Annotated in this window: 18 protein-coding genes; 2 read left to right on the top strand and 16 right to left on the bottom strand. The window is 72.2% G+C overall.

Annotation, left to right across the window (positions count from 1 at the left end):
• Window positions 1-50: 50 nt before the first annotated feature.
• The 12 genes from QRN26_RS14200 to QRN26_RS14255 form a co-directional block, all read right to left on the bottom strand.
• Window positions 51-1,136 (bottom strand): CPBP family intramembrane glutamic endopeptidase, encoded by a 1,086-nt coding sequence (locus tag QRN26_RS14200; RefSeq protein WP_285037270.1) that lies wholly within the window; start codon window positions 1,134-1,136, stop codon window positions 51-53.
• A gap of 146 nt (window positions 1,137-1,282) precedes the next feature.
• Window positions 1,283-2,272 (bottom strand): LacI family DNA-binding transcriptional regulator, encoded by a 990-nt coding sequence (locus QRN26_RS14205; RefSeq protein WP_285037271.1) that lies wholly within the window; start codon window positions 2,270-2,272, stop codon window positions 1,283-1,285.
• A gap of 77 nt (window positions 2,273-2,349) precedes the next feature.
• Window positions 2,350-3,270, bottom strand: a complete 921-nt coding sequence (locus QRN26_RS14210; RefSeq protein WP_200921125.1) for a hypothetical protein — start codon at window positions 3,268-3,270, stop codon at window positions 2,350-2,352.
• Window positions 3,271-3,387: 117 nt separating this feature from the next.
• Window positions 3,388-4,800 (bottom strand): FGGY-family carbohydrate kinase, encoded by a 1,413-nt coding sequence (locus tag QRN26_RS14215; RefSeq protein ID WP_285037272.1) that lies wholly within the window; start codon window positions 4,798-4,800, stop codon window positions 3,388-3,390.
• Between the two features lie 159 nt (window positions 4,801-4,959).
• Entirely contained in the window at window positions 4,960-6,018 is a 1,059-nt protein-coding gene (locus QRN26_RS14220) for a DUF4432 family protein (RefSeq protein ID WP_285037273.1), read from the bottom strand.
• Between the two features lie 82 nt (window positions 6,019-6,100).
• Window positions 6,101-6,868 carry an SDR family oxidoreductase gene (locus QRN26_RS14225; protein ID WP_235522657.1) on the bottom strand — a complete coding sequence of 256 codons (768 nt, stop codon included), beginning with the start codon at window positions 6,866-6,868 and terminating at the stop codon, window positions 6,101-6,103.
• A gap of 67 nt (window positions 6,869-6,935) precedes the next feature.
• Window positions 6,936-7,682, bottom strand: coding sequence for an SDR family oxidoreductase (locus tag QRN26_RS14230; protein WP_285037274.1), 747 nt, complete (start codon window positions 7,680-7,682; stop codon window positions 6,936-6,938).
• On the bottom strand, window positions 7,679-8,521 hold the full coding sequence (locus QRN26_RS14235) for a class II aldolase/adducin family protein (RefSeq protein ID WP_285037275.1): 843 nt from the start codon (window positions 8,519-8,521) through the stop codon (window positions 7,679-7,681). Before QRN26_RS14235 ends, QRN26_RS14230 begins: the two co-directional genes overlap by 4 nt.
• The gene (locus QRN26_RS14240; protein ID WP_285037276.1) at window positions 8,518-9,999 is read right to left on the bottom strand and encodes a rhamnulokinase; all 1,482 of its coding nucleotides are present in this window, start codon (window positions 9,997-9,999) and stop codon (window positions 8,518-8,520) included. Before QRN26_RS14240 ends, QRN26_RS14235 begins: the two co-directional genes overlap by 4 nt.
• Entirely contained in the window at window positions 9,996-11,000 is a 1,005-nt protein-coding gene (locus QRN26_RS14245) for a 1-phosphofructokinase family hexose kinase (RefSeq protein ID WP_285037277.1), read from the bottom strand. Before QRN26_RS14245 ends, QRN26_RS14240 begins: the two co-directional genes overlap by 4 nt.
• Window positions 10,997-11,782, bottom strand: coding sequence for a DeoR family transcriptional regulator (locus tag QRN26_RS14250; protein WP_285037278.1), 786 nt, complete (start codon window positions 11,780-11,782; stop codon window positions 10,997-10,999). The genes QRN26_RS14245 and QRN26_RS14250 overlap by 4 nt, the downstream gene beginning before the upstream one ends.
• Window positions 11,779-13,368: an FGGY-family carbohydrate kinase gene (locus tag QRN26_RS14255; protein WP_285037279.1), complete on the bottom strand. Its 1,590-nt coding sequence runs from the start codon at window positions 13,366-13,368 to the stop codon at window positions 11,779-11,781. The genes QRN26_RS14250 and QRN26_RS14255 overlap by 4 nt, the downstream gene beginning before the upstream one ends.
• 132 nt (window positions 13,369-13,500) lie before the next feature.
• On the opposite strand from QRN26_RS14255, the gene QRN26_RS14260 reads away from it, so the two are divergent.
• Both QRN26_RS14260 and QRN26_RS14265 read left to right on the top strand, forming a co-directional pair.
• On the top strand, window positions 13,501-14,271 hold the full coding sequence (locus tag QRN26_RS14260) for a DeoR/GlpR family DNA-binding transcription regulator (protein ID WP_056013009.1): 771 nt from the start codon (window positions 13,501-13,503) through the stop codon (window positions 14,269-14,271).
• A 55-nt stretch (window positions 14,272-14,326) separates the two neighbouring features.
• Complete coding sequence (locus QRN26_RS14265) at window positions 14,327-15,145, top strand: class II fructose-bisphosphate aldolase (protein ID WP_285037281.1); 819 nt, start codon at window positions 14,327-14,329, stop codon at window positions 15,143-15,145.
• Window positions 15,146-15,183: 38 nt separating this feature from the next.
• On the opposite strand, the gene QRN26_RS14270 is transcribed toward QRN26_RS14265, so the two are convergent.
• From QRN26_RS14270 to QRN26_RS14285, 4 genes are all read right to left on the bottom strand, one after another.
• Complete coding sequence (locus QRN26_RS14270) at window positions 15,184-15,483, bottom strand: hypothetical protein (protein WP_285037282.1); 300 nt, start codon at window positions 15,481-15,483, stop codon at window positions 15,184-15,186.
• A 149-nt stretch (window positions 15,484-15,632) separates the two neighbouring features.
• The gene (locus QRN26_RS14275; protein ID WP_056013014.1) at window positions 15,633-16,628 is read right to left on the bottom strand and encodes an ABC transporter substrate-binding protein; all 996 of its coding nucleotides are present in this window, start codon (window positions 16,626-16,628) and stop codon (window positions 15,633-15,635) included.
• Window positions 16,629-16,702: 74 nt separating this feature from the next.
• Window positions 16,703-17,788 (bottom strand): ABC transporter permease, encoded by a 1,086-nt coding sequence (locus QRN26_RS14280; RefSeq protein ID WP_056013017.1) that lies wholly within the window; start codon window positions 17,786-17,788, stop codon window positions 16,703-16,705.
• Complete coding sequence (locus QRN26_RS14285) at window positions 17,785-18,546, bottom strand: ATP-binding cassette domain-containing protein (RefSeq protein ID WP_056013020.1); 762 nt, start codon at window positions 18,544-18,546, stop codon at window positions 17,785-17,787. Before QRN26_RS14285 ends, QRN26_RS14280 begins: the two co-directional genes overlap by 4 nt.
• Window positions 18,547-18,582: the final 36 nt, after the last annotated feature.

Raw genomic sequence — 18,582 nt, forward strand, 5'->3', positions numbered from 1 at the left:
CCTCCGCGGCACGACGCATGCACGACGCGCATGCGGCCGTCCGAACCGCGCTAGGCGGGCGTCCGCTCCGCTACCTCGGCGGCCCGGAGCCCCGGAACCGCACGCCGACGGAACTGCCCCGTCACCACGAGGAGGAGGGCGGTCATGGCGAGGAGGATCCAGCCCGGCCAGCCGAGCAGGGTGCCGAACACACTCCCGGTGTCCTGCATGGACGTGGGGCTGGCGAACAGCAGGAGCGCCCCGACGGCGGCGTTCACGGCACCGTGCGCGATCACCGCCGGCCAGACCGAGGCCGAGCGCAGTCGCAACCACCCGATGACGACGCCGAGGAGCATGCACCAGCCCACCATCAGGAGGAGGCCCACGCCGTCCGTCCGCTGGTAGTTGTAGCCGAGGAGGATGAGCGGCGCGTGCCACACGCCCCAGACGGCCCCCGAGATGAGGAGGGCGGGCCAGGTGCCGAGCGGCAGGAGGTTCGGCAACAACCAGCCCCGCCACCCGAGCTCCTCACCGAACGCGGACAGTGAGGCCACGAGCACACTGATCGGCAGGGTGAGGATCTGGGCGAGGGCGATCGTGGTGAGCTGATCCCGCGAGGGCTCCCCGGCACCGGATGCGGCCAGGATGGCGGCGAGACCGGAGAGGTTGACGAGGTCGAGGGAGATGAGACCCATGGCCTGCCCGAGCAGCATGGCACCGAACGCGAGCACCGGGAAGCCGACGAGGGCGGCCGCGCACAGCCCGAGGGTGCGGGCGAGCGGACGCAGTGGCGCGAGGCCGAGCAGCCGCGGGATGCTCCGCGGTCGGGCGACGAAGCAGACCACGACGACCGCCGCGACCATCGGCGTGTACATCATGCCGAGCGCGATGAGCTGGAACCACGGGTTCGCGAGGCCCTCGCCGGACAACCACAGCGGGGACGCGACGAGCCAGGCGAGCCCGATCGCCAGGACCGTGAAGACGGTCACCGCGACCCACGGGACCCGCGACGGCAGGATCGGCGCCGCCTCACGGTTGCGGCGGCGTTGGCGGTCGGCGGCCGACTCGGGTTGCTGGGCGAGCGCCACTCGTCCGGCGGCACCGAGTACCGGCGCTCCGGCGGGTTCTGGCGCGCCCGCTCCGCCCACGGGTGCCACAGGCCGAGCAATGGGCGGACCCACCGGCGCCCAGCCTCCCCCGTTCGTCGTTCCGTCCGAACCGTGCATGATGTCTCCCCCGACCGTCGCGTGCAGCCTCCAACGCTACGGACCGAGCGGCACGGCCGCATCCGTCGGGCGGGGGATCAGCCGTCGAGGTGGCAGCCGCAGGACTCCCGCAGCAGCAGCCCGACGGGCACGACGGTGCTCCGCTCGTGCGAGGCGTCCGCGTCGCCGAAGCGGGCGAGCGCCCGGGTGGCGGCCAGCCGCCCCAGCCGGGCGGGGTCCTGCTCGATGACGCTGACCGCGGGGTCGAGCTGGTCGGCCATCGGGAAGTCGCCGAAGCCGAGCGAGGCGATCCCCCGCGAGCGGAGCGCCGGGACGAGCGCCATCGTCACGCGCGCGTTCGCCGAGAACAGGGCCGTCGGCGGGTCGGCGAGGGCGAGCAGACCGTCGAGGACGGTGGCGGCCGGCGCGCGGTCCGTCGCGTCGAGGCTCACGAGGCGGTCGTCGAGCTCGACACCCTGCTCGGCGAGTGCGGCCCGGTAGCCCTCGAGCCGGCGCCGGGTGCTGGGTGGGTGTGCGGCGTCGGCGACGAAGGCGACCCTGGTGTGACCGTGCTCGAGGAGATGCCTCGTCGCGAGGTAGGCGCCGCGGTGGTCGTCCTCGACGAAGCTGTCGGCGTCGAGTCCCCCGGGCGCCCGGTCGACGAACACGATGGGCGTGTGCTCGGCCCAGGGGGCGAGCCACGACTGGTCCTCGGCGACGGGGGCGAGGACGAGCCCCATGAGCTGCGAGCGCAGCAAGGAGTCGAGCACGGCGCGCTCACGCGAGGGGTCGTCTCCGATGCTCGTGACGAGCGTGGTGATGCCCGAACGGGAGCAGACCTCCTCCACCGCCCGGACGACCGCGGCGAAGAACGGGTCGACGACATCGGGGACGGCGACGCCGACGGAGGAGGATCGACCGGCACGGAAGGTGCGCGCCAGCACGTTCGGGACGTAGTTCAAATCCCGCATCGCCGTCTCGACCCGCGACCGCGTCTCCGGGAGGACGTGCGGGTCGTCGTTGAAGACCCGCGAGACCGTCTTCGAGCTCACCCCCGCGAGGGACGCCACGTCCTGCATCGTGGCCATGGGTGCTCCTCGGGGATGGTGCCGGTTCGACGGGTGGACGTGCGCGGGCGGTGACCTCGGCCACCGCCCGCGACGCGTCAGCGTCCGGCGAGGGCGGTCTCGATGACCTGCTCGAGCTCGCGGAGGCGGGGCAGCGCACGGTTCGTGAGCAGTTCCTCGCGCGTGGCCGACGAGATCGAAAGGCTATCCTTCCACAGCGAGCGACCGGCCATCGCGCCGCCGGCACCGTTCTCGACCGCGGTGCGGACCTGACCCACGAAGGTCTCGTGGTCGACACCGGCCGAGAGGACCGCCCACGGCACACCGGCGGCGGCCTCGGTCACGGCGGCTGCCGCCTCGGCCGAACCCGGGTACTGCAGCTTCAGGACCTTGGAACCGGCGGCGACGGAGATCTCCGCGGCACCACGGACGAGTTCGGGGAAGATCTCGGCGTAGGCCTCGTCGCTCTCGCCGTCGAGCTGGTAGACGAGGATCTCGACGATGAGGAGCACACCCTCCGCCGAGCACTCCTCGACGAGGCGGGCGATCTCGTCGATGACGACCTGCTCCGCCTCGCGCTGGTCGGAGCGCAGGTAGAAGAGCATCTTCGCGGCGTCTCCACCGAGCTCACGGACCTTGCGGGCGTCCATGCCGGGCACGTACTTGGTGCGACGCAGACCGTTCTCGGTGTCGAAGCCGGAGGAGTCCATGCCGACCACGAGGCCCGTGGTGCGGGAGAGGGTGCGCTCGTCGACGACGAGCGGGAGGGCGACCTCGGGGTCGAGGAGGATGGCGGGCGCGTGGTTGCCGAGGAAGCGCACGAGGTCGCTCTTCGCCTCGGCGAGCTCGTCACGGCTGATGCCGGCCGCACCGTTCGGCGCGTCCTTCATGACGGCCTTCATGCCGTTGCGCTGGTCGCCGGCGACGATGAGCATGCCACCGGCCGGGGTGCTGATCGTGGACATGGCGCGGCGTTCGAGCGTCGTGAGCTCGTTGGTGCGGGTGGCTACTGCGTTCATCAGGTGCTCCTTGTGCTTCGGATGGGGTCTGTGCCGACGCGGTCGCGTCGGATGCTGCGGGCCGGTCGTGGTCGACCGGTGGGTGGGTTCGGTGGGTGGGCTGGGCGGACGGACGGGTCAGGGACGGGCGCGGCCGGCGACGGCCGGCTCGAGGAGGGAACGGGCGAAGACGGTGGCACCGTAGGCGGTGTCCTGGGAGCGGTCGGAGACCTGGATCCCGGGCAGGACGGCGGCCCGCGCGCGCTGGACCGAACGCATGCCGGCCCACCCGCCCGTGAGGAGGGCCGAGCTCGCCGGCGGCACCTCGCGGTCCATCGCCTCGATGAGCACGCGGAGTTCGTCGTTGCCGTGGCGGAGGACCGCTGCGAAGACCTCAGCGGGGTCGGCGCCGTCCGCCCGCACCGTCAGGTGCAGGACCCCGTCATCGTTGCGGGCACCGGAGACGACGATGTCGCCGTCAGCGAGACGACCCTCGGCAGGCAGCTCCATGACCGCGTCGTCGAGGCGGTCGCGGCCGGACCGCTCGGTCACTCCGACGAGCTGCAGGGTACGGCGCATGAGGAGTCCCGTCTTCACTCCGGCGACGAGGACCCAGGTACCGGGGACGACGTGGCGGACGCAGTTGATGAACACCTCGGCGAGGCGTTCACGAGCGGCGAAGGGCAGGGGCGCGTCGAGCCGGCGCAGGAGGACCTCGGCGGTGCCCATCGACACGTGGTACCGCTCGGCGGGGAACGAGCCGGTGGACACGGCGGAGACGAGGTGGTCGTGACCGGCGACGGTCAACGCGGCATCGGCGAAGACCTCCGGCACCCAGGGGGCCGAGGCGGAGCCGAGCGGGGTGCCGGCGTCCACGAAGGGCGGCAGGAACGTGGCGTCGACCCCGAGGTGCTCGAGCAGTTCAGGCCAGGGGGCGCCGGTGTCCTGATCGAGGAGTCCGGTGCGGGACGAGAGCGAGTACTCCGCGGCCTCCTCGCCGCCGAGTGCTGCGACGAGGTACTCGGGCAGGTTGAGCCAGCGGGTCCCCGCGAGGTCGAGTCCGGCGTCCCGCAGGTGCAGGAGCTTGACGACCGAGACCTGGACACCGAGCGGGAGGCCGGTCCGGCCGGCGAACTGCTCCGCGATCGTGGCCGGGAGCGCGGCGAGCTGTTCGGCGCCGCGTGGGTCGAACCAGGCGATCGCGGGGGCGACGGGCCGACCGACGGCGTCGAGGACGATCCCGGACTCCCCCATCCCCGACACGGCGAGCGCACGGACCCGGACGGTCGGTCCGAATCGGTCGGTGAGTGCGGCGGCGACGTGGTCGAGGAGCTCCCGGACGGTCGCGATGAGGGAGGCGGCCTCCATGACGGTCGTGCCGCCGGCACCGGCGAGCCACGGGGTGGGGAGCTGGTGGATGAGGACCTCGGCACCGTCGGCGTCGGTCACGAGGATCTTGACACCGGTGCTTCCGAGGTCCAGGCCGGCGACGAGTCCGTCGGGGGCCACGGACGCGACGGTGGTCGGGTCGAGGTTCGCAGCAGGGTGCACGGCGGTGTCCGTTCAGGGTCCGACGTCCGTGTCGGCTTCCGACGATGACTCCATGTCATCGATGTCATGGCGAGCATACCCCGTTCATGTCATCGATGACATACTCCAGCGTGAATTCTTCGGAAACCGTGCGCTCGAGGGTGGCCGAGGCCGGTGGATTCAGTCGCCGACGTCGTCCGTCGCCGGCTCGAACGCGATCTCGAGGTCGACCTCGAACGACTCCCCGGGCTCCACGATCCGCCCGACCTTCCCGCGATCCGGGCCGACGGCGTGACTCGGCCAGCAGGTGCCCGGTTCGACACCGAGGGCGTACGATCCGGCAGCCGTGCTCCGCCACACGGTGAGGAAGGGCAGCTGTTCAGGGCGGAAACGGATCGAGACCGTGCCGGCCTCGCCGACCAGCGTCGCGGTGGACCAGCCGTCCGGCCCCGCGACGGCGTCGAGGGCGTCGACCCGCTCATCGGCCGCGGGCTCCGGCTCTCCGATCACCCGTCGCCATCGGCCGTCGTCCTGCGGTCCGCTGGAGTCCGCTCCCCCGGGCGGCTCGGCCTCCGCCGCCACGACCGCGCCACCGTGCAGCAGCGGCCACCCGAGGTTCACGTGGTAGAGCAGCCGGACCGGCTCGGCGACGAAGCCCTCGTTGCGGACGACGTCGTGCAGGCGGATCCGCGCGACACCGACCTCGGCGCGGATGCCACGGGTCACCGTGAGGTTCTGCTGGAAGACGGCACCCTCGCGCAGCAGCCCGTCGACGAGGAGCTCGTACCGGCCCTCGGGGGTCCACCGGCCCTCGCTCCGGGTGAGCGTCGCCGGGATCCTGGACGCCCGGCCGTGCATCCCGCCCTCGGCCTCTGGCGCCACCCCGACCGCCGTGAGCCCGCAGGTCGTCAGCAGGCCGCCCTGCCACCGCCTGGCCCAGCTCTCCGCATGCGGTGCGGTCGTCGGCGCGACGAAGGACACGACGTCCCCGTTCCAGGACGCCTCGCCGAGGTCGAGGAACTGGTCGACCTCGACGGTCGTCTCCAGCCCACCGAGGTGGCGGAGTTCGATCTGCCGCCGACCGATCGACGGGCCGTCGTCGACCCGGACGGGACGCGGAGCCCAGGCTCGTTCGACCGCGCCGGAGCGCGCCTCGACGAACCGCCGCCGACGCGTCCCCCAGGCGGCGTCGCCGGCGAGGTCGGGTGCGGGGTCACCGTGCGGGTCGGGGTCGGTCATGGTTGGTCCTCGGGTCTGGTGGGCGGACGGTCTGGTGGGGTGGGGTGGACGAGGTGCGGGATGGTGACGGGACGACGGGCGCTCAGAGCGCCGTGTACCCGCCGTCGATCACGAGACTCTGGCCGGTGAGATAGGACGAGGCGTCCGAGGCGAGCAGCAGGACGAGCCCGTGCAGATCCTCCGGCTGTCCCATGCGTCCCGCCGGGATGGCGGCCGTCCACTCGGCGGCGAGGTCCGGGTTCGCCTCGGTGAACTCGCGGGTCATGTCGGAGAGGAAGTACCCCGGGGCGATCGCGTTCACCCGGACACCCGAGGGTGCCCACTCCACGGCCAGCGAGGAGGCGAGGTGACTGACCGCCGCCTTCGAGGTGTTGTACGAGGCCTGGAACTGCGGCTGGTTCACGATGAACGCCGACATCGAGGAGATGAAGACGGCCGACGCCGGGCGGCCGGCGGCGATCGCGCGGCGGGCGAAGGACTGCGCGGCGAAGAAGGTGCCGTCCAGGTTCACGGCGAGCACCTTCCGCCAGGTCTCCGGCGCGACGTCGACGCTGTCGCCCCAGATCGTGATGCCCGCCGCGGTCACGAGCAGCGACGGCGCGCCGAGCTCGGTCTCGGCGGTCGAGAAGGCCGCTTCGACGGCCTCGGCGTCGGTCACGTCGACCGTGATCCCGACACTGCGGACGCCGTGCTCGGCGGCGAGCCGCTCGGCCGACGCGTGCACGGCGGGCAGCAGGTCGAGGAGGGCGACGTCGACGCCCTGAGCGGCGAGCGCCGTCGCGATCGAGAAGCCGAGCCCGCGGGCCCCGCCGGTGATGACCGCGGTGCGGCCGTTGAGGTCGGAGAACATCAGGACTCCCTGCTGGTGGGTGGCTGGTGGATGGAGGTGTGGCTGGAGATCGGTCCGGGCACGGTGGTCAGATCTCCTGGTCCGTCGGGAGGATCACGAGGTCGCGGATGGTGACGTGGCGGGGGCGGGTGAGCATGAAGCGCACCGCGTCGGCCACATCCTCCGAGCGGATGCCGGTCCGTGCAGCGACCTGGTCCTCCACGCCGGAAGCGCCCTCCGCGATCCCCCACAGCTCGTTGAGCACCACGCCGGGGGCGACCGCGCCCATCCGCACCCCCGACCCGACGAGGTTCCGCCGGGTGGTGTGGACGAACGACTGCATGGCGTGTTTCGTGGCGGAGTACACCGGCTCCCAGTGGATGTCCTGGTGGCCCGACACCGAGCTCGTCACGAGGACGTCGCCGGAGCCCTGCCCGATGAGGTGGGGCAGCGCGGCCCGCACGGTCGCCATCGCGCCGAGGACGTTGACACCGACGAGCTCCTGGATCGCCGTCATCGGGGTGTCGGCGACGTCACCGCCGACGTAGAGCCCGGCGTTCGCGAGGACGATGTCGAGGCGACCGAAGGCGGCGAGGGCGAGCGCGACGGCCTGTTCGGAGACGGCGGGATCGGCGAGGTCGCCGGCGAGGAACACGCTCTCGGTCGGGAGGGCGTCGGCGACGGCCGTGAGCCGCTCGGTGGAGCGACCGACGAGGACGGTGCGCACGCCCACCGCCGCGAGCGCCTGCGCGTACGACCGACCGATGCCGGAGGAGGCACCGGTGATGATGGCGACCTGCCCGTCGAGGTCGATGGTGCCGTTCGGTCCGGTCATGCGTCGGCCCCGTCCTGTGCCGTCGTGGCACGGTTCGTCGTCGGTCCCGGCGACGCCAGGGCGGCGCGCCGGAGGAGTTCGTCGGGTCTCGTGTCGATCCGCGCGACCGCGTCGTCGTCGAGGTACACGGGGCCGCCCGCCGCCAGCGCGCCGAGGAGCACCTGGGCGACCTTGACCGCCATCTCGGTGATCCGCAGGACCTCTGCGCTGTCGGCGCCGAGCGCGAACATGCCGTGGTTGCGGAGGTAGACGACCTTCGGCACCCGCCCGGTCGCCTCGATCCGCTCGCGGAGGAGGCGTCGCACCGTCCGGGCGAGCCCCAGTCCCGGGTCGACGTAGGGCACGAGCAGCGGGTCGGGGCCGAGCACGACGATCTGGTCGGGGAACAGCGAGCCGCGGGTCAACGCCTCCGCCGACACCGAGCAGAGGAGCGCGTTGACGGGGACGGGATGGGTGTGACCGACCGCGGCGACGCCGGGCAGATCGAGGCAGACGGCGTGGAGGATGGCCTCGACGGAGGGCCGTCTGCCGTTCCCGGCGTTGGCCGCCGCGTCGAAGAGGGCACCGACCTCGGCGTCGCCTCCGGCTTCGGCGTCGACGAGCTCGAGGACGGGCGGGAGCTCCAGCCGGACGGCGTCGTCGGGGGTCGCCGTGGCCATCGACGTGCCACTCGCCTTCACGAGCATCGTCGGGGTGTCGGCGCCCGGGAGCAGGAGCGAGGTGTTGCCCTCGGCGAGCAGCGCCCACGCACGATCCGGGCGGCCGAGTTCCCGGGAGAAGGTCGCGAGCCGTCCACGCGGCTCCGTCTCGATCTCCGGTCGGTCGGTGGGGTGTGTCATGTCGGTCCCTGTCCCTGATCGTCGGCGGGGTCGTCGCGGTGACCGCGGTACACGGCGTCGAGCGACGGAGCGCGGCCGGCGGCCACGAGTTGCACGGCGAGGTTGCCGAGCGCGGAGGCTTCGGCGGGGCCGGCGGTGACCGGCAGACCCGTCAGCTCCGCGGTGCGCGCGCAGAGCAGCCGGTTGCGGGATCCGCCGCCGACGATGCGGACCGAACGGATCGGGACGCCGGTCAACGCCGCAGCGGCCCGACCGGTCGCGGCATACGCGGCGGCGAGGCTCTCGATGACGCTGCGGACGAGGTCCACGCGACCGCTCGGCGGGGTGCCTCCGGCCGCTCGGCAGAGCGCCGTGATGCGGGCCGGCATGTCACCCGGGACGAGGAGTCGGGGGTCGGCCACGTCGAACACCGTCGGCGGGACGGTATCGGCCGATGCGGCGGCCACCGTCGCCGCGGCGACGAGCGCCACTGGGTCGACGACGTGACCGTCCTCCTCCGACCAGGCCCGCGCGCACTCGGTGAGCAGCCACATCCCCGAGAGGTTGCGGAGGAGGAGCGACGATCCCGCGGCGCCCGCCTCGTTCGTGAAGCCGGCCAGCCGCGCGGGTTCACTGAGGACCGGCTCGGCGAGACACACGCCGGCGAGCGACCAGCTGCCGCTCGAGACGAGCAGCTCGGCGCCGTCCGGGCGGGCGAACGCGAGCGCCGACGCCGTGTCGTGCTCCGCGACCCGGTGGACGGGGATCGCGGCGCGCGCGCCCAGACGGGCCGTGATCTCGGGGGTCGTCGAGCCGGCCAGGGTGCCCGGTGCGACCACGGGCGGGAAGCGGAACCCGCCGAGCCCCCACCGCTCGACGAGCGCCGCAGCCCAGTCGCCGGAGCGCTGGTCGAGCAGCTGCGTCGTGGAGGCGATCGTGCGCTCGGCACCGACGACGCCGGTGAGCAGCCACACCCAGAGGTCGGGGACGAGCAGGACGGTCGGTGCCTCGGTCGTCGGCGGCCCGGCCTTCGAGCCCGCAGCGAGCGACCGGAGCTGGAAGGCGGTGTTGATCGGGTGTTCGATCACGCCGGTGACCGCGTACGCCGCGGCGGGGCCGACGAGGGCGGCGGCGCGCTCCGGCTCGTGCTCGTCGGCACCGCGGTGGTGCCGGACCTCGGGGACGGACGAGGCGAGACGCGAGGTGCCGAGAACGGGCAGGCCGACGTCGACACCCCAGCTGTCGATCCCGATGCCGTCGAGCGCGCCACCCGCCGCCTCCGCGTGCCGGACCGCCGCTGCGAGGCCGGTCAGCGTCTCCTCGAACAACCGCTCGGCGTCCCACACGAGCCGTCCGTCGCGCACGACCGGGCCGTTCGGGAAGCGGTGCACCTCGACGAGCCGGAGGTGCTCGCCGTCCCACCGCCCGAGGATGACACGACCGCTCGACGCACCGAGGTCGACGGCGGCGTGGAAGCTCGGGACGGTGGACGCGGTCATCTCGGCTCGACCTCCGACCGTGGTGGTGTCGCCGGTTCGCGCAGAGGCGTCGCCGGGTCGGGGTCGCGGACGGCGATCGGGAGTGGTGCACCGTCGAGCGAGGTGAGGACCGTCGTCGCGCTCGACACCGCGAGCGCGCCCCAGGCGGCGGCCGTCGCGACGGCGGTCGCCGGATCGTCCTGCCCGTCCGGCCCGCGGAGGCCGACGAGGAAGCCGGCGAGCGAGGCGTCTCCGGCACCGGCGGTGTTGACGACGGTCGCCGCGGTGTGGGCGTGCCACAGGCCGGCGGACGACCGCACGAGCGCACCGTCGGCCCCCATGCTCACGTAGACGAGGTCGCAGCCGGCCCGGTGCAACTCGTCCGCAGCGTCGGCGACGTCACCGATCGTCAGCAACTCCCGGCCGGTGAGTTCGGCGAGTTCGTGGGCGTTCGGTTTGAGCAGGTGCACGAGATCGAGGTTCGCGACGGCGGTCTCGAGGGCCACGCCGGCGGTGTCCACGGCGACGCGCGCTCCGCGACCCGCGGCCGCCCGGAGCAGCTCGAGGATGTCGACGAGTCCGCCGCCCTCCGCGACCGTGGGGATCGTCCCGGAGAGGACCAGCCAGTCCGCGCCGATCCGGTCGATCTCGCGCACCGACGCCGCGACGACCGCGGCCCAGTCCGCGGCCCGCAACGGGATCGCGGGCTCGTTGACCTTGGTCGTCCCGGTCGCGTCGTCGAGGATCGTCGTGTTCACCCGGGTCCGTCCGTCGGTCGGGACCACGGCGAGGAGGGGCTGCAGGGCGGGGTCGGCGGCGAGGATCCGGCCGTCCTCCCCCATCGGGACGACGGCTCGGACGGGCAACCGGGACAGGGTCACGGCCCTGGCGACGTTGACACCCTTCCCGCTCAGCTCGGTCGAGACGCCGACCGCCCGGTTGACGTCGCCGAGGCGCAGCCCGTCGACGCGGTAGGTCTGGTCGATCGCGGCCGCCGGCGTGACCGTCACGATGCCGCTCATGCGCCGACCCCGATCGTCTCGACGCGGACGCCGGTCGTGAGGAGTGCCTCAAGGGTCGGTTCGTCGACGCCGTGATGCACCACCGCCACGTCGAGGCGGGCGGCCGGGACGGACACCGCGAGGCCGTCAGCCCCGAACGTCCCGGGGTCGCCCAGCAGGATCGCCGTGGAGGCGAGCTCGACCGCGGCCGCGACGACCGCCGCCTCCTCCGGCGAGGCGTGGAGCAGTCGGCCGTCGGCGGAGACACCGAGCGCCTCGACGACCGCGACGTCGAGGCGGAGGCCGGCGAGCTGCTCGCGCGCCCAGGCGCCGGTGAGGACACCGCGCCCGTCCGCCGTCCCGCCGACGAGGTGGACGACGGCCGATTCCTCGGCAGCGGCCGCGGCCAGCGCGACCGGCACCGAACCGGTCACGATGACGGTCCCGGCGGTCGTCGCGAGGCCGGCGGCGAGCGCCTCGCAGGCGGATCCCGCGCCGAGGAAGACCGCTGAGCCCGGATCGACCAGGGTCCTCGCCCGCGCGGCGAGCGCACCGGACGCCCCGGAGTCCTGGCCCGGGTCGAGGTCGACGCGCACCGCACCGCCGTGCGCGCGTCGGAGGCGTCCGTCGAGTTCGAGGACGCGGAGGTCGCGTCGGATCGTCTCCTCGGTCACGCCGAGGCTTGCGGCGAGCACGCCGACCTCGACCCGCCCGTCCTGATCGAGTCGGGTGAGGATCTCCCGCCGCCGGTCGTCCACCGGGCTGGACGTGGCCGTGCCACGACCGCCGACGGAGGCGCTCATCGTCCCGCCCCGGCACGGCCGTCGCGTTCGGACGCCGGACCGTCGGGGCTCGACTCCTCGCCCCGCCGTCGCCACCAGGGGCCGATGGCCTCGACGAGCTCGTCGAACGCGGTTCCGACCCCGGCCCAGTAGGCGGCCGAGGCGTCCGTCGGCAGGACGGCGGGTGCGTGTCGGACGACGTCGTGCTGGGCCTGTTCCACTGACGGCAGGAGCCCGGTCGCGACCCCGGCGACGATCGCGGCGCCGAGGGCACCTGCCTCCTCGGAGTCGACGACCGTCACCGGCGCTCGAAGCGCGTTGGCCACGAGTTGCACGTACAGCGGCGACCGCGCGAGGCCACCGCCGAGGACGATCGGCTCGTCCCACCGGAACCGTTCGCCGAGCGCCCGGGTGTGCCAGCGGTGCATGAGCACGATGCCCTCGAGGGCTCCGCGCAGCACATGCGCCCGGGTGTGCCAGTCACGGACCCCGGCGAGCGTGGCAGACGCTTCGGCGCCGAGCGGCGAGTCCGACTGGAAGGGCAGCACGAGCGGCACCTGCTCCTCCGGGGGGAGCGCCGCGGCCTCGGCGATCAGCGCGTCGCGGCCGGCAGCGTCGGTCACGCCGAGCAGCCGGAGCGTCCAGTCGAAGGAGGGCGATGCGGTCGCCGAGGTGGACATCGCGATCCGCAGGTCCGGGGTGATCGAGAGGCGGGACTGCCACCGCGGGTCCACGTCGGGCTGAGTCGTCGTCACACCGTTGGTGCTGAACGAGCCGGCCACGAGGGCGAGCCGCCCGGGGACGAGCGCTCCCATGCCGATCGACGAGGCCTGCACGTCGTGGAGCCCCGAGACGACCGGCGTCCCGGCGACGAGGCCCGTGCTCGCGGCGGCCGCTGGGAGCACCCGCCCGACGATCGTGCCGCTCGGGTTGATCGGCGGCAGCAGGCGGAGCAGTTCGGCGGGCAGGCCGTAGGCGTCGAGGACCTCGGCGCTCCAGGTGGCGGTCCCGACGTCCAGGAAGGAGGCGCAGGCGTCGGAGTAGTCGGTGGAGATCTCACCGGTGAGCCGCAGGCGGACCACGTCCTTGCAGAAGAGCATCGCGTCCGCCTGCTCGACGCGTTCCGGGTCGTGCCGGAGCAGCCAGCGGAGGAGGTTGCCGGCGGCGCCCGGCGTCGGCAGCTGTCCGGAGCGTTCGAGCACCACGCGCAGCCGGTCCGGATCGGCCGCGAGTTCAGCGGCCTCGACGTGCGCCCGGGAGTCCATCGCCGTGATGGCCGGGCCGACGGGCGCTCCCGCAGCGGTCACGAGGTGCAGGCCGTCGCCGTGGCCCGTGATCCCGACGGCGGCGACCAGGTTCGGGTCGACACCCGCCGTCGCCATCACCTCCGAGACCGCGTCGGCGACCGCGGCCCACAGGGCGTCCTGCGACCGCTCGGCGTGCCGGGCGACCGGACGGTCGACGGGGCTCGCGCGCCGAGCGACGGCGACCGGCCGCAACCGCTCGTCGTGCAGGACGGCCTTGACGGCGGTCTGCCCGACGTCGATCCCGAGCAGGAACCGCGACCCCGACTCGTGGGGTGCGCTGTGCGGCCCGTGCTCAGCCATCGGCGGCCTTCCGTTCGTCGTCATCGTCGTCGTCGGGTGCGCCCGATCATGTTGATCTTTGCACCGATCCCACCGAATCGGAAGGGATATCGGACAGATTCGGATACGCTGGCCGGACCGGACGGAGTAGTCATGTACCCAGCAGAGCGTCACGCCGCGATCCTCGCGGGCGCCCGCCACGGCGACGGTGCTCTGTTGGTCGCCGAGCTGAGCAGCCGACTCGGCGTCACGCCGGAGACCATCCGGCGCGACCTCGCGGTGCTCGAGCGACAGGGGCTCATCCGCCGCCACCATGGTGGCGCGGTCCTCACCCGACGATCCGCATTCGAGCCCAGCCTCCAACGACGCCGCGAGGGCGAGCGCATCGAGCGCGCCGCCGTCGCCCGGCTCGTCGTCGAGCAGCTCCCCGCGGAAGGGGTCGTCCTCCTCGACTCCGGCGCGATGACCCTCGAGGTCGCCGCACTCCTCCCCCACGCCAGCCGACTCCTCGTGGTGACGAACAGCCTGCCGATCGTGGCCCTGCTCGGTGGCCGACCGCGACTCACCGTGCTCGCCCTGCCCGGACGGGTCCGCGCCGTCACGCAGGCGACCGTCGGCGCGTGGACCGTCGAACGGCTGTCGGGCCTCCATGCCGACGTCGCCGTGCTCGGCGCCAACGGGGTTGGGCTCACCGCCGGAGCCACGACGACCCTGCCCGAGGAGGCCGAGGTGAAGCGGGCGATGCTCGCTATCTCCAGGCGACGCATCCTCGCCGTCACCGCCGCGAAGTTCGGCACCACCTCGTTCCACCGCGCCGCGGGGCTCGACGAGTTCGACCAGATCGTGACCGACGACGGGATCGACCCTGACACCGTCGACGCGCTCGCCGAGAGCGGTCCCGAGCTGCTGCTGGCCACCACCTGACCATCCACACCGGCACCGGGTCGATCGTCCCGTGTGCATCCCGAGAGGAACCACCATGACGCTCGTCTCCACCGCCGCGCTCCTCGACGCGCAGCGCGCCGTGCTCGCCTTCAACGTCGTCCAGCTCGAACACGGCGAGGCCATCCTCCGCGGCGCCGAGCTCGCGGGCCGGGGCGTCATCCTGCAGGTCTCGGAGAACGCGGCGAAGTACCACGGCGGCCTCGCACCGATCGGGCTCGCGAGCCTGGAGCTCGCACGTGGGACCGGTACCGCGACGGCCGTCCACCTCGATCACGCCGAGGACGAAGCGCTCGTGGAGGAGGCGGTCCGGCTCGGCTTCACCTCGGTCATGTTCGACGCCGCGACCCTGCCCGACGCCGAGAACCGCGAACGCACCGCAGCGGTCGCCCGCGCGGCGCAGGCGCAGGGTGTCTGGGTCGAGGCCGAACTGGGGGCGATCGGCGGCAAGGGTGGCGCGCACACGCCCGGCGTCCGCACGGACGTGGACGACGCGGTCGCGTTCGTCGAGGCCACGAGGGTGGACGGGCTCGCGGTCGCGGTCGGCAGCTCGCACGCGATGACGTCGCGGAGCGCGACCCTCGACTTCGGGCTCATCGCCGAGCTTGCGGCGGCCGTGCCCGTCCCGCTCGTGCTGCACGGCTCGAGCGGTGTGAGCGACGACGACCTCGTCCGCGCCGTGGACGCGGGCATGCGGAAGATCAACATCTCGACGCACATCAACGGGATCTTCACCCGCGCCGTGCGCGAGCGGTTGGACGCCGACCCCTCGCTCGTCGACCCGCGGAAGTACCTCGGGCCCGCCCGTGACGCCGTCGCCGCCGAGGTCGCGCGGCTCCTCGCCCTCGTCGCCTAGGACTCGTCGCCGACCCGACCGTCAGTCGATCGAGTCGTTCACAACCAGTGGACGATGTCCGGGTCCAGGCAGACCCCGCCGAGGCCCTCGGTGGTGGTGACGCCGTCCGCGAAGCGGACCTCCACGGTTCGTCCCTCCATACGCACGTACTCGGCCCGGAGCCCGAGTCGGAACGGGACGTCGGTCGACGCGGTGGCCGCACGGCTCGCGCGTTCGGGGACCGCGATGACCAGGCGGTGGGCTCGCCCCGCTGCATCGACGACCTCGGCCTCGATCCGTCCCGGAGCATCGTCGGACAGCCGGCGCACCGCGGTCGCCGCGACGATCACCTGGGTCATGTCGCGATTCTCGCACCCCGTGGAGGGTGGCGTCGAGGCGGAGCGGACCGCCCGTCATCGGGAACGGATGCTTCCGGACGCAGCGCGACGGCGCCGGAGCTCGAAGCTCCGACGCCGTCGCGGTCTGTGGTGCGGGGTGGCCTTCGGGCCTAGCCGCACTTGGACTGGTAGACGGCATCCTTCGCGTCGCCGTCGACGTTGTCCTTGGTGATGATGGTGAAGCCGGTCTCGATCTTGGCCTCGACCTTGTCACCGTTGAGGGCCGCGATCGCCTGGGCGACGCCGTCCTTGCCGATGGTGGCCGGCTCCTGAGCGACGAGCGCCTGGACGGTGCCCTCCTTCAGCTGCTTGACCTGGGCGGGACCCGCGTCGAACCCGACGATGGTGACCGAGTCCTCCTTGCCGGCCTGCTTGACACCGGTCGCGGAACCTTCAGCCGCGAACAGGTTCGCTGCGAAGATGCCCACGATGTCGGGGTCCTTCTGGAGCGCCGCGGTCACGATCTCAGCAGCCGTGGACGGCTCGTTGTGGCTGTACTGCACACCGAGGTCGGTGAACTTGTCATCGCCCTTGACCGCTTCCTGGAAGCCCTCGGCACGGGCGTCCGTGGTCGAGATGCCGGGGTCGACCGAGACCACGAGGACCTTGCCACCCTCGGGGTGTGCTTCCTTGATCGCGTCGAACGCCGCAGCGCCGCCGCCCTTGTTGTCGCTCGAGATCTGCGAGACCGCGAACGACGGGTCGTCGACCGTGGTGTCGACGAGGACGACCTTGATGCCCGCGTCGGCAGCAGCCTTCAGCGGAGCCTCCATGGCCTTCACATCGGTCGGGGCGACGAGGATCGCGTCCGGCTTCGAGGCGACGACCGAGTCGACGAGCGGCTTCTGCAGCGTCGGGTCGAACTTCTCCGGGCCCTGGGTGGTGACGGTGGCACCGGCGTCCTTCGCCGCCGACTCGATACCGCACTGCATCGAGATGTAGAACTCGTCACCCGCGACACCCTGGATGAATGCGATCTTGTAGCCGTCGGAACCTGCGCCTGCGCTGCTGCCGCCCGAGCTCGCGCCACCGGAACACCCGGTGAGCATGAGGCCTGCCGACGCGCCGAGCGCGAGGACTCCGAGAACTGACTTCTTCCACTTCATTGTGATTACCCGTTTCTCTTGAACTGCTGGACTACTAGGGATGGTGCGGGGGGGGGTGTGTATCTGTGTAAGGGCTATTTCTTCTTCCTGCTGACGAGGGCTCGCCAGAAGCTGGTGGATCCGCCGCGGGCTGCGGAGGAACGACGGACCTGGTCGACGTAGACGGCCAGGATGAGGACGGCGCCGACCGCGACCTGCTGCCAGAAGGGCTGCACGCCGGTGATGACGAAGCCGTTCTGGAGGACGGCGGGGATGAACAGACCGACGACGGTGCCGAAGATCGTGCCGTAGCCACCGAACAGCGAGGTGCCACCGATGACGACCGCGGCGATGACGTTCAGGTTCGTCTGCGACTGACCGGCGATCGCGGTCGTGCCGAACTGCGACAGCGACAGGATGCCGGCGAGGCCCGCGAGTCCACCCGAGATGGCGTAGATGCGGATGAGGTGGCGGTCGACCTTCACGCCGACGCGTCGCGCCGCCTCTTCGCTCGAGCCCACCGCGTAGGTGTAGAGGCCGAACTTCGTCTTGTGGAGCACGAGGGCGCCGATGATGACGACGACGAGCGCGATGACCGAGATGATCGGGACGGCGCCGAAGATGTTGCCGTAGCCGATCGAGTCGGTGAGCACGGACGGCACCTCGCGGATGTCGACACCGCCGGTGAGGATCTGGGCGAGGCCGAGCGCCATGCCGAGGCTACCGAGGGTGACGATCAGCGGCGGCACCTTCGCCTTGGAGATGAGGAGGCCGTTGAACGTGCCCCAGACGATGCCGACACCGATCGACACGAGGATGCCGACGATCGCGGTCCCCCAGTCGTCGCCGCCCATGGCCCGCATCGTCGTCGCGGACACGACGCCCGAGAAGACGAGGACGGAGCCGATGGAGAGGTCGATGCCCGAGGTGATGATGACGTACGTCATGCCGACGCCGAGCACCGCGAGGATCGACGCGTTCTGCACGACGAGCCGCAGGTTCGACAGCTGCGCGAAGGTGTCGGGGGCGATCGCGGAGAAGATCGCGATGACGACGAGGAGGACGATGAAGATCTGGAAGGCCTGCGCCTTGAAGAGCTTCCGGATCGGGGTCTCCCGATCCTTGGCCGTCTCGATGGCGGTCGTCTCCGGCCCCATCTCGGCCTGCTTCACCGCGCTCATGCGACGTTCCTCGTGCTGGCACCGGTCATCAGACCGACGAGTTCTTCCATGTTCGTGTCCTTCGTGTCGACCGTCGCCGCGCGGTGGCCGAGCCGGAGCACCTGCACCCGGTCGGACACCTCCATGACGTGCGGCATCGAGTGGCTGATGAAGACGACCGCGATGCCCTTGTCGCGGACGCGGCGGATCGTCTCGAGGACGTTCTTCGTCTGTCGGACGCCGAGGGCGGCCGTCGGCTCGTCGAGGAAGACGACCTTGTTGGCCCAGTGCACGGCGCGGGCGATGGCGATCGCCTGGCGCTGACCACCGGACATGGCACCGACCGGGTCGGTGAGCGAGCGGACGGTCGCGCCGAGTTCGTCGAAGGCGTGACGCGACTGCTTGCTCATCTCCTTCACGTTCATGAGGCCGAGCAGGCCGCCGAGGCCCGGGCGCATGATCTCGCGGCCGAGGTACACGTTCTGCACGGGGTCGAGGTGCGGGGCGAGGGCGAGGTCCTGGTAGACCGTCTCGATGCCGAGCGAGCTCGACTGCATGGGCGAGGTGAGGGTGATCGGTTCGCCTTCGAACTTGATCACACCGCTGTCGACCGCGAGGTTGCCGGAGAGGGCCTTGACCAGCGTGGACTTGCCGGCGCCGTTGTCGCCGATGAGGGCGGTGACCTCGCCGGGGTAGACCTCGAAGTCCGCTTCGTCGAGGGCACGGACGTGCCCGAACTGCCGGGTGAGGCCTCTGGCCTCCAAGACGGGAGTCGTCATGTCGTTCTCGTTCCTTTCCAGCCGGTCCGGGTGGAC

The sequence above is a fragment of the Plantibacter sp. ME-Dv--P-095 genome (genome assembly GCF_030209365.1).
Taxonomy (GTDB): Bacteria; Actinomycetota; Actinomycetes; order Actinomycetales; family Microbacteriaceae; genus Plantibacter.